Origin of the sequence: Candidatus Competibacter phosphatis, from assembly GCF_012939995.1 — a bacterium.
GTDB classification, from domain to species: Bacteria; Pseudomonadota; Gammaproteobacteria; order Competibacterales; family Competibacteraceae; genus Competibacter; species Competibacter phosphatis.
Genome location: NZ_SPMZ01000075.1, coordinates 47,664 through 57,428 on the forward strand (window position 1 = coordinate 47,664; position 9,765 = coordinate 57,428).

13 protein-coding genes are annotated in these 9,765 nt (G+C 62.6%); 7 read left to right on the forward strand and 6 right to left on the reverse strand.

Translation table 11 applies throughout. From position 1 onward, the window contains the following. Positions 1 to 867 precede the first annotated feature (867 nt). The 7 genes from E4P82_RS19020 (at position 868) to E4P82_RS19050 (ending at position 6,043) form a co-directional block, all read left to right on the forward strand. Positions 868 to 1,542: a hypothetical protein gene (locus tag E4P82_RS19020; RefSeq protein ID WP_169250349.1), complete on the forward strand. Its 675-nt coding sequence runs from the start codon at positions 868 to 870 to the stop codon at positions 1,540 to 1,542. Beyond that, a complete protein-coding gene (locus tag E4P82_RS19025) occupies positions 1,508 to 2,218 on the forward strand; it encodes a DotI/IcmL/TraM family protein (RefSeq protein WP_169250350.1) in 711 nt (236 codons plus the stop codon). The genes E4P82_RS19020 and E4P82_RS19025 overlap by 35 nt, the downstream gene beginning before the upstream one ends. A 2-nt stretch (positions 2,219 to 2,220) precedes the next feature. Then, the gene (locus E4P82_RS19030; RefSeq protein WP_169250351.1) at positions 2,221 to 3,153 is read left to right on the forward strand and encodes a DotH/IcmK family type IV secretion protein; all 933 of its coding nucleotides are present in this window, start codon (positions 2,221 to 2,223) and stop codon (positions 3,151 to 3,153) included. Positions 3,154 to 3,163: 10 nt separating this feature from the next. After that, a complete protein-coding gene (locus E4P82_RS19035; RefSeq protein ID WP_169250352.1) occupies positions 3,164 to 4,408 on the forward strand; it encodes a DotG/IcmE/VirB10 family type IV secretion system protein in 1,245 nt (414 codons plus the stop codon). Beyond that, on the forward strand, positions 4,401 to 4,934 hold the full coding sequence (locus E4P82_RS19040; RefSeq protein WP_169250353.1) for a hypothetical protein: 534 nt from the start codon (positions 4,401 to 4,403) through the stop codon (positions 4,932 to 4,934). The genes E4P82_RS19035 and E4P82_RS19040 overlap by 8 nt, the downstream gene beginning before the upstream one ends. A 23-nt stretch (positions 4,935 to 4,957) precedes the next feature. Then, a complete protein-coding gene (locus tag E4P82_RS19045; RefSeq protein WP_169250354.1) occupies positions 4,958 to 5,359 on the forward strand; it encodes a hypothetical protein in 402 nt (133 codons plus the stop codon). Positions 5,360 to 5,491: 132 nt separating this feature from the next. Next, positions 5,492 to 6,043 carry a hypothetical protein gene (locus tag E4P82_RS19050; protein WP_169250355.1) on the forward strand — a complete coding sequence of 184 codons (552 nt, stop codon included), beginning with the start codon at positions 5,492 to 5,494 and terminating at the stop codon, positions 6,041 to 6,043. Positions 6,044 to 6,285: 242 nt separating this feature from the next. Here E4P82_RS19050 and E4P82_RS22480 read toward each other — a convergent pair whose 3' ends face one another. The 6 genes from E4P82_RS22480 to E4P82_RS22485 form a co-directional block, all read right to left on the reverse strand. Further along, positions 6,286 to 6,606: a hypothetical protein gene (locus E4P82_RS22480; protein WP_246327717.1), complete on the reverse strand. Its 321-nt coding sequence runs from the start codon at positions 6,604 to 6,606 to the stop codon at positions 6,286 to 6,288. Then, positions 6,569 to 7,171: a hypothetical protein gene (locus E4P82_RS19055; RefSeq protein WP_246327718.1), complete on the reverse strand. Its 603-nt coding sequence runs from the start codon at positions 7,169 to 7,171 to the stop codon at positions 6,569 to 6,571. The genes E4P82_RS22480 and E4P82_RS19055 overlap by 38 nt, the downstream gene beginning before the upstream one ends. 40 nt (positions 7,172 to 7,211) lie before the next feature. Continuing rightward, positions 7,212 to 7,613, reverse strand: a complete 402-nt coding sequence (locus tag E4P82_RS19060) for a hypothetical protein (protein WP_169250356.1) — start codon at positions 7,611 to 7,613, stop codon at positions 7,212 to 7,214. Positions 7,614 to 7,644: 31 nt separating this feature from the next. Then, positions 7,645 to 8,409, reverse strand: a complete 765-nt coding sequence (locus E4P82_RS19065) for a CHAT domain-containing protein (protein WP_246327719.1) — start codon at positions 8,407 to 8,409, stop codon at positions 7,645 to 7,647. Between the two features lie 106 nt (positions 8,410 to 8,515). Beyond that, a complete protein-coding gene (locus E4P82_RS19070; protein ID WP_246327720.1) occupies positions 8,516 to 9,562 on the reverse strand; it encodes a tetratricopeptide repeat protein in 1,047 nt (348 codons plus the stop codon). Next, positions 9,559 to 9,765, reverse strand: a 207-nt coding sequence (locus E4P82_RS22485) for a hypothetical protein (RefSeq protein WP_246327721.1), incomplete at its 5' end; no start/stop codon positions are given. The genes E4P82_RS19070 and E4P82_RS22485, both read right to left, overlap by 4 nt.

The window sequence follows — 9,765 nt, forward strand, 5'->3', positions numbered from 1 at the left end:
ATTGGGCCGCGCGCGGCGTGCTCGAAAACAAGTCTTGCAGCCGACTCCACAGCCCCGGTTCCGGCGCCACGTCTTGCGTGCTCACGCCCAGCGGCGAATAGCCGCCGGGGAGGGATTCCACGCGGTTGATGGTTTCCACGCAGGTCAACGAGTTGAAGGTGTTCCGGGCCAACTGACTGACGAGCGGTTCGGCGGTCAGGGTCGAAGCGTTGGCGACGAAGCCGTCGGCGGTGGTGGATTCGAGGCCCGCCAACCCGACTTGGTTGGCAAAGCCGCTGCCAATCGCCAGCACCCAAAACAACAGGGCATGAATCCCCGCCAATCCCCCCAGGGCGGGCAGCGGTAGCAGCAGCATCCAGCCCAGCACCGCCCGCAGCGGCACCCACAACCCATGCCAGCGTTCGCCCAAAAACGCGCCCGAATGGGCGCTTTGCGCGGTCCCGGCCAACACCAGATACAGCGCCATCAGGATCGACACCACGAACACCCCGACCAGGAAATACCCCACGGTATCCCCCAAGACGGCGTGATTCGCGGCGGCTTCAAAGCCCGTCGCGGTGGTCACGGCCGGACCGAACAACGACACCACTTGGGTCATCGCCACGTCGGTCGAGGATGGCAGGAAGGATTGGACGTGCGCCCAGAACGAGGTCGAGCCGCCGGCCGTCGATTGCGCGGCGGCGGGGGTGATTCCCAACCCCACGCCCGCGACGGCCAGGGTGGCGGATACGACCTTGAAACCGTCATGCATCACCCTTCTCCAGAAAATAAAGTGGATCGTTGTCTTCATTTCTACTATTGATTTACGCATTATTGAAGTATATTTAATGACACTATGATAATCCTATCAACCCATTGGTTAAGAATATGTCTCGAAAAGGGTGGCCGCGACGTCTGTTGATCATCGCTTGCTTGGGTGTGCTGGGGGTCCGGTCGGCGGTCGGGATCGACCTGCACCTTCAGGACTTACCGCCCGCGCCGGGTTTGCGACCGAGCGAAGCACTCGAATCCCTGAGCGGCTTGCGGGAGGCGGTGAATTGCGGCCTGGATTTTCTGGATACCGCCCAGCGGTGCGGCTTGAGCGCACCGTCCAAGGTGGTTTCCCCCTTTCTGGTTCGCTTCGATCCGATGTTCTGCCGGTTGACGATGCGCTTTTCCATCGGCGAATGGATCGATGGTTTGCTGAAACAGTGGATTGCCGGGGCGTTCGCGCGCTTGAGTAGTCCCGCCATCGGCGCACTGTGTCTGTTGGGGATCGGGCCGGAATACTGCGAGACCCAACAGATGAACGCGGCCGTGTCCTCTTTATCCACCCGGCTCAAGAACGCGGTGGTGCCGCCGGGCGCGGTGTCCTCGAAAGCGGCGCTCGCTCCATCCCCTGCCCAGCAGCAACCGCTAGAGTCGATTCAAGAGCAGACCCGAGACGCCGGCCGCCCCGTCCCATCCGTCCCGGCTCCGGTGCTCACCCCGTCTTCCCCTGATCCCGTGACCCCGGAAAGGAACCCTGATGAACCCACCGGACTCGACCGCCTTACCCGCTGATTTCACCGCCACGCCGCCGGCGGGACTGCCGCCCGAGGAAACCGACCTGTTGCTGGCGGCCGGTATCCGTTTCGAGTGGTATCGCGACGGCTTCCGATTGCTGCTGGCCTTGCTGTTGATCGGCGCGGGGATTCTGGCCTTGTCATTGGGCTTGAACGTGTACCTGTTTGCCTATCAACCGTCGCCGCGCTATTTCATCCAGACGGCGGATCATCAGTTGGTGGGGGTGGTGCCGCTCAACGAACCCTCGTATTCGGACGAGCGGGTGACCCAATGGGCGACCGAGGCCATCGTCGCCGCCAATAACTGGAATTTCGCCAACTATCGCGAAGCGCTCCAGGCGGCGTGCAACCGTTATTTCACCCCGGCGGGTTGTCAGGAATATCGGGACGCCTTGATTCGGATCGGCAATCTGGAGTCGGTGAAAACCAAGCGGCTGACCGTGCGGGCGGTGGTGGTCAAGCCGCCCATTATTTTGAACAAGGTGATCCAGGGGCAGACCCAACGGTTCGCCTGGCACCTGCAAATGGAAATCATGGCGAGCTATCTCAGTTCGTCCGAGCAGAGTACGCAAAGCCTGATCGTCCAGGTCGTGGTGATTCGACGAGCGGTGACCGAAACCGAGCAAGGAATCGGGATCGAGAAGTACGTCGCGGCGGTGGGTGGAGGGCATTAGTCGTGCGATACCGTGACAAACCGCTTTCGCTGCTTTCGCTGCTTTCGCTGCTTTCACTGGCGGTGTGGTGCATCGCCACCGGCGCGCGCGGCGCTGATCTTGGCCCACAGATCGAGGGCGCGACACCGCCACCGCCGGCTTCACCGTCGGCCTCGACGGCGCCGGTGTCGGCCGACACGGCGGCGGCCATCGAGGACACCTTGCAGTTGACGCCGGAAGAGATCCGCGCACTGAAAGCGCGGGCGGCGGGTGTGTCCAAAGCCCTGGCGATTCCACCCGGTCCGCCCCCGAAACCGATGACCTCCAGCGTCCCGGTGCAGCTCGCGCCGGGCCACGCGCCGCCGACCTTGTTTCTGGCCAGCGGCATGGTGGCGAATGCAACTTTTCTGGATGCGACCGGCGCGGCGTGGCCGATTGAACGCTGGGCGGTCAGCAACCAGACGCCACAAGCCGGCACCTTCAACGTCACTCAGTTGGGCGTCAACATCCTGAGTCTGAGCAGCCCCAAGCTGTTTACGGTCGGCAATATCGCCATCAAGTTCAAGGACCTGAATACGCCGGTGACGATCACCTTGGCGCAAGGCGCCAGCCGGGTGGTGGATTACAACAAGGAGTTTCAGTTACCGGGACGCGGCCCACTGGCGGAACCGGCCGTGACCGCCGCCGCGCCCGCGCCCGAGATTGAACCCGAGATGTACGACTTCCTGGATGGAATTCCCCCGGCGGGCGCACAAGCCAAGCGTTTGCGTGGGGCCACCGGGACGGTCTGGATGTACAAGCAAGCTTATTACCTGAGAACGGCCAGTACCTTGATCAGTCCGGGGTGGCTGAACCGGGCCGAGGCCAGCGATGGCACCACCGTCTACAAATTGACGCCGATTCCGGTGCTGGTCTTGAGTGACCAGGGCCGCGAACTTCGCGCGCGGGTGCAATGAGGAGCGGCTGATGACCCCGATGCTACGGGTGGCCTGGGTCGGCGCGGGCGGCGTGGCCGTGTTGCTGGGTGGGGGCGTGGTGGCCTACCACCTCGCGCAGCGTTCCCCGGACCCGGACTCGATCCACAGTCGGGTGGCAAGCCCGCCGCCCGCGCCCCCTTCCCTGCCCGGCGACCGCATGATGCCCGACGTGGAAAACGCTTACGACCAATCGGAGCGTCGGAATCGCGCCGAGGCGGAACGTCAACCCGGTCCCGGCGCTTCCGTTCCCCCGCTGGATACCTTGCAACCGGCGGACACCTTGAATCCGCAAACCCTACGCCCCGGTGATCAGGCGGCTTTGGAGCGGCAGCGCCACAAGGCCGACCTTGAACAGGAAAAACAGCGGCAACAGCGCATCAAGATCAAAGCCCAGGGGATGACCAAAGTCCTGGCGGTGTGGGGTGGCATTCATCAGACGGCCGAGGCCACCTTGCAAGCCCCGATGCCGGAACCCCACGCGGCGGCCACGACGCCGTTATCCGATCCCTGGGCGACCTGGCCGGTGGATCGCGTCTACTACGGGCTGTTGCGGGTTTACATCAGTTCCGATGAACCCGGTCCGGTGGTGGTGGCGATCAAGGACGGGGCGCTGAACGGCGCGCGGTTGATCGGCCATTTCAAGCGGGCGGATGAGAAGGTGGTCATCCAGTTCGACCGAATGACCTTTCAGGGCGCATGGTATCGCGTGGAGGCGGTGGCCCTCGATCCGGCGACGGGACGCTTGGGCCTGGCCACCGACGTGGACCGGCGCACCTTCACCCGCTGGGCCGCGCTGTTGGGATCGGCCGTTTTACAGGGCGCGCAACGCGCCTACCTGAGCCAAGGCACCCAAAACAGCTATTTGTGGGGCCAGACCACGACCCACGACTTCGACGACCGGGAGATTCTCGGCATCGCCTTGGGTGAGATCGGCACCCGCACCCGACGGGTGGCCACGGATTACTTCAATCGATCACCGACCGTCTACGTCGATCCGGCGCGGCAATTGGTCGGGGTGTTGTTCTTGGGACCGCCAAGCCGAGTCCACGAGGGTTGGGTCGGCACGACGGCCGCGACCCCGGAGGCGCGCGCCTCGCTGGCCACGCCCCGCGCCGTGTTGCAAGCGGCGGCGGCGCGGCATCCAGCGGCGATGCCGAGCACGCCGGTTCAAGACGAGGCGCGGTCCACCGCCGAGTGGCCCCTGGCCGCCACACCGACCCCGGACGGTGAGTGAGACCCGCATGGACAACATCCCCAGTCTGGAAACCGTCGCGGCCTTGGTGACCCAGGCGGCTCGGCATTTTCATCGGCTGTTCGAGTACGTTGGATTTGTCGTCGGCTTTTTGCTGGTCGGGTTCGGTGGCTATCGCTTTTATACCTGCGCCCGCGATCCGCAACGCAGCCCGTGGACGCCGCTGTTTTTCGTCGTGGCCGGCGTCAGTCTGGTGTACCTCAATCAAGGGTATCGCGCGGCCAGTCTGACCTTCTTGGGGATCGACGATACCTTGATGTACGCCCCGGCCACGAGCGACTGGTCCACGCTCATGATGGGTGCGTGTCTGGCCATCATCCAGTTTTTGGGCGTGCTCGCGCTGTTGCGGGCGTCCTGGTTGTTGCGTCTGGTGGGTTCGGGCGAGTTGGGCCGCCATGCGATGGCGCGAGCGGCCGTCTTTTTCGTCGCCGGCGTGCTGGCCCTCAATATCTTGCAAACCGTCCGCGTGGTGTTCGCCACGTTGGGCACCACCAGTCCCTTGGACTAATCCACGCACCGGAGGTTAATGTCGTGACGAATCCATCCCTTTCGCCGCAATCCCCGACGCGGGCGCCGATGACGCTCATCGTCGGCGCCGTACTGATACTCCTCAGTACGGCGGTGTACGCCGCCGATCCGTTGGGCACGGTGGCCGACAATGTACGCGGCAACCTGGACGAGGTGTTGAAACTCGGCACCGCCACGGTCTTTGTGATCGGCTTTTTGCTGGTCGGCATCGGGGTGTTCCTGATTTGGCGCATGGGCCGGCACCAGGGCATGCACTCGCCCGCCACCTTGTTTAGCTGCATCGCCGCCGTGGTGGCCGGCTCGCTCATGGTCTACCACTCCACCGTGGTGGGCGTGGGAGGCGCGACCCTGTTCGGCTCCAGCAGTAACGACGTGACCGTCGAGGGTACCGTGGAGGTGCGGTGACCTCCGAGGGCGGTCGGCAAACCGGCCGCCCTCATTATTTGTTGTCATAATGGCAGTGTTGACTATCCTGTGATCGACCCATCACCACCTTTAGTGATCCGATGGCCCGAAAAACCAAAAAAAGACGCGAACGTGCGGGTGACCGGCCCCGGTCCGATCACCGGTGAGCATTATGTGCGGTTGCAACAGAAGCTCCAGCTCGACTTGGGCGACTATCAAGCGCTGATGGGGATCACGGTCAAGGAGCACTACCTGATAACCCTGGATCTAACGCAACCGATCAGCGATCCGGGATTGTGCCTGCACATTCGCTTGCTGGATGAGTACCCGGAGTTGCTGGCGCCCGGCCCCGACGTGATTGAACTGACCCACACCATCAAACAGATTAAGCGCAACTATCCCGAGATGACCTTGCCCATCCCGGCCTCGTCCAACCTGGTGGGCTTGATGCTGGGCCGCAATGCCCGGACCGCGACCACCTGGAATCAAGGCCGGGCGGTGCCGGCCCGCAAGATTTTGTCGCTGGTCCATCACCTGCAAAGGCTGTTCGAGACCCGCGACGATCCCGATCGAGCCTTGCAGCGCTATTGCGAGCTGATCGACCGGGAGGCCCGCGCGCGCGGCGTCGACGACATTTTCACGCGTCGCCTTTGGTCAGAGGCTCGCTCGTCGGACGAAAGCTGACCGCCTCAACTCCCCGCGCCGGCCACCACCTCGTCGGCCAGTGCCAGGATCGGCAAACAACGATCTTCAGATGCACCCGATCAGGCGTTGCAACGCTATTGCGAACTGATCGATGGTAAACGCTATTCCAGCACCGTATTGGTGCTCGCACCGCGACAGGAACGTGAATGAGGTGTTAGGACACCGCTGATGAAAAGTTTAATAATTTCTTAGGATATTCAGATCGTTGTTTGATGTGCGGTTTAACCCCGCCACAGGTATTCGATCAGTTTCCGCCCCCGCTCGCGCTCGTCTGATGGTTTACCCGGGTCAGGTAACTCCCGGCGGAGAGATTCATAAAGCAGGTGGCGGTACACATCAAACGTAGCCTCGATCAATTCTCCATAGTTCTTGGCGGCGTTCAGCGCCCAGGAATAATAGGCGAAGAGGGCGACCCCGATGCCGATCGGAGCCGCCCACCAAGCCCACGGGGTCCAGACCATAAAGAGCAGTCCCCAAAGCCAGGTGCGGGCGGCGGTATTGAGGTCAGCACGGGCTTCTTGCAGGTCTTTTTTTGACGGCATCGGGCAGGAGAAGCCACAGGCGCGACCAGCAAATGACGGTATCCAGTCCGTATTTGTATTCCGGACGCAGTTCGGCCGCGCGCAGAAGATTGCCCAAGCGAGTGGGCAGCAGTTGCTCGGGTCGCCGAGGCATGCGGATCAACCACTCGTCTAGTCTGGCAAGGCGCTCCGATTCCCTCGCGGTCAATGCCTGCTGTTCCCGTTTACCCATCAATGCTTGCCACTGTTGACGGGATTTTTCGTACTGCTTTTTCTGCCACCAAAGCAGCGGCTGGCGCGGCGGGAACCAACGCGGCCAGTAACCTTCCAGGGATCGCAAGGCCATGAGGTCGAAGCGCTGGACAACAAAGGCGGAAGTCGTCACTCCGAAAAAAAGGGCTACGAGCAAGGCGATCTGGAGGGGTTCGGAAAGCGCGGTGAACGGGGTTTGCAGGGAGGCCCAACCGTGGCGATACCCCCAGGCCGCCAATCCCCCTGCCCAAAACGCGAACGCGGGCGTCAGTAAGGTGGCGACCCACTGTTCCGCCAGTTTGCCGCCGACGCCCTCAACGAACTTGGCTTGCATGCCTCAAAAGCTCCCCGGCGTGGCCGCCGACCGTATGGCCTCAGTCATCGGAGACGGCCTCGAACGGGACACCGTGAATCTCGCACGAAGGAATCTCATCCCCGGCATCGATCGGAAACCACGGAGGGGTATTGCAACCGGACACGGGGCACGCATATTTCACGGCTCGGGGTGTGCTCCTCAGACCGGGAAGGGGCTGGTAGGATTTTTCGTCGCCCCCATCAGCGTCGTTTTCTCGCAGACGGTCGCGCTTCCAGCGGTCCGTTGCTGGATTTTTCCCCAACACAACGCGGATCTCATGATCGACTGCTTTCCCCGAGTGCGCTCGTGCCAACAAATTGGTTAATTCTTGCCGAACCGCTGCCGCATCTTCTCCCAACAGTTTCGGCAGCTCCGGGAGAATCTCACGAGCAACGTCCAGAATGCTGATCGCGGGGGACATGGCATACTCCTATGATGGCCGTCAACGTGACCTAAACACCCACATAGCTGAAAGCCGCCCAATGATAAGGATGGGCGAAGCTGCGCCGATCGGGTTCATCATAGTCATCCAGCTCGCCATAGAGCGACCGGGCTCCCTCGGGAGAAACCACGCTTGCGCGAGCGCCTCCAATAATGTCTTGGAAATACACTAATTTTTCTCGATTGGTGGTGTCGCGCACCCACTGTTGCGCCCGCCGGAGGGCCTGATTGATGGCCAGCCCTTCGATGCGCCAGAAGTCGTGGAAGCGGGTGAGCAGCAGCATCGTACTGAAGTCGGACACCGACCAGAGCGAAGCGACGACCCCGGCCACGCCGGCCTGGAGTAAACCGGCGGGGAGGCTGACCACTTCATCGGGAAGATCGGTACCCGGCAAGCCGGTTTCGCAGGCGGAAAGTACGGCCAGCCGCACACCGCTCAGCCGGAGAGCAAGGATATCGCGCAGGGTGAGGACGTCAGTGTTGGCCAGCGCCAGTCCGCTGTGGAGGGGGTCTGCGAAGTTAGCGGAACCATGACAGGAAAAGTGCCAAACGGCGTAGTGGGGTAGTGCGTCGCGCACCGCTACAGCGGTCGCTTGGGCGCGGCAGAGGCGTTGATGCCGGGGGGAAGGTGGCGATCGCAGCGTCGATTTCCGGTTGCGAATGGGGTAAGGGATCGGCTCCGCTGTGGGTGGGTTCGTCGATGGCGAGGAGCGAATCCGGTGGGGTACGGTGGGCGATAACACAGGCCACCTTGAGGAAGCGGGCGTTCGGCGCATAGCTGAAGTGAAGATGATCGAGGGCGTAACGGCGTCCGCTGGGAACGGTCGGGTCGGGAGTCCAAGCGGCGTGAAGGGGGGAGCAATCCTAAGTAGCCGGTAGGAATTAGGATAGCGTGCCGAACGCGAGCTCGGTCAAGTGTTGGCTGAGGGGGGCCATCAAGCTGTCCCACAGTTCAGCTGTGCCTCGGGCGATGGCGGTCCGCCATGCCGCTCCATTCGTCCGTCGCTGATTGTAGGCGCCAAACCAGCCACCGAAAGTCTCGGGGGTACCGACAAGCAGTTTGCGTAGGGAATCCTGAGACAAGTCATTGAGCCAGAGGGGCTCGAAGGTGGCGGTCGGGTTTCCGATGGCGTTACCGGATGCGGCAACCACTAACGCGAGACTGCCCGCCTCCGTGGTGACCAGGTAGACCAGCGCACTCTTTTCTTCGCGCGCTCCCCCGCAGTCCGGGTCGACGGATCGAGCGGGAGGAAGCGCGCTGACAATCTCCGTGAAGTCAGGCGGCGCGAGGAAGCCGGCGTATCCGGGAACTTGGCGAATCGCGGCGATGGCGTTCTGCAATTCCTGATGGGCTTGGGCGAGCTGCTGGCGCAGATCGTCCGGTCTGAGGCCGTGGCGCTCGGCGGCGGGGCGGGTGCTGAGGGCGCGCTGGTGGTCTTCGAGCTGACGACACTGGGCAGCCGCTTGGTGGTAGCGCGCATACCGATCGAGGGCTGTGGTTTGCAGTTGCTCCAGGTCGGCGCGATCCCGAGCTAGAGCATCGCTCAAACCACGGGCGCGGCCTTGCTCCAAGGTGAGAACAGCGGCTTGAAGCTCACCAACCTTCGCTAAGGCATAAGCAGCGCGGCGATGAAGGTCTCTGGTCTCAGTGAGTTCGGCGGCTTGGTTGTCGAGGAACGAGGCGCTCTGGTAGAGGATTTCGGCGGCCTGGAGGGCTTGTCGGTAGGCGGCGGCGGCTTCAGTCCAACGCTGTTGCGCGGAGTAGAGGTTACCCAGGTTGCGAGCGGCTCGCCGACTGTCCTGTGGAAACGCCTCAGGACGATAGATTTCCAGACTGGACCGATAGGCCTGGATCGCCTGTTCCAGGTTCTCCGCCCGCTCACCCCGGATCCGGTCGCTATACGCTGCGGCCAGGTTGTTTTGTGTCATGGCCCAATCTTCGGGGAAGGCCTCCCGAGTATAGACCTGCAACGCCAACCGGCAGGCGGCGAGGCCACCACCACGACGATGATCGCCAGAATCGCCGCCGTCACGAAATCCTTGACGATCACTCCGCTGGCCTGTGCCCAGTAAGCGTCGAAACTTTCGGCTTGCAGGAACATGTTGTTGAACATGAAGGCCAGGAAAATCAG

Bases quoted from the DNA above. Each gene is read 5' to 3' on its own strand.
- E4P82_RS19020 (WP_169250349.1), top strand. From the start codon at position 868: ATGTCTCGAAAAGGGTGGCCGCGACGTCTGTTGATCATCGCTTGCTTG.
- E4P82_RS19025 (WP_169250350.1), top strand. From the start codon at position 1,508: ATGAACCCACCGGACTCGACCGCCTTACCCGCTGATTTCACCGCCACG.
- E4P82_RS19035 (WP_169250352.1), top strand. From the start codon at position 3,164: ATGACCCCGATGCTACGGGTGGCCTGGGTCGGCGCGGGCGGCGTGGCC.
- E4P82_RS22480 (WP_246327717.1), bottom strand. From the start codon at position 6,606: ATGCCGTCAAAAAAAGACCTGCAAGAAGCCCGTGCTGACCTCAATACC.
- E4P82_RS19055 (WP_246327718.1), bottom strand. From the start codon at position 7,171: ATGCAAGCCAAGTTCGTTGAGGGCGTCGGCGGCAAACTGGCGGAACAG.
- E4P82_RS19060 (WP_169250356.1), bottom strand. From the start codon at position 7,613: ATGTCCCCCGCGATCAGCATTCTGGACGTTGCTCGTGAGATTCTCCCG.
- E4P82_RS19065 (WP_246327719.1), bottom strand. From the start codon at position 8,409: ATGCGCCGAACGCCCGCTTCCTCAAGGTGGCCTGTGTTATCGCCCACC.
- E4P82_RS19070 (WP_246327720.1), bottom strand. From the start codon at position 9,562: ATGACACAAAACAACCTGGCCGCAGCGTATAGCGACCGGATCCGGGGT.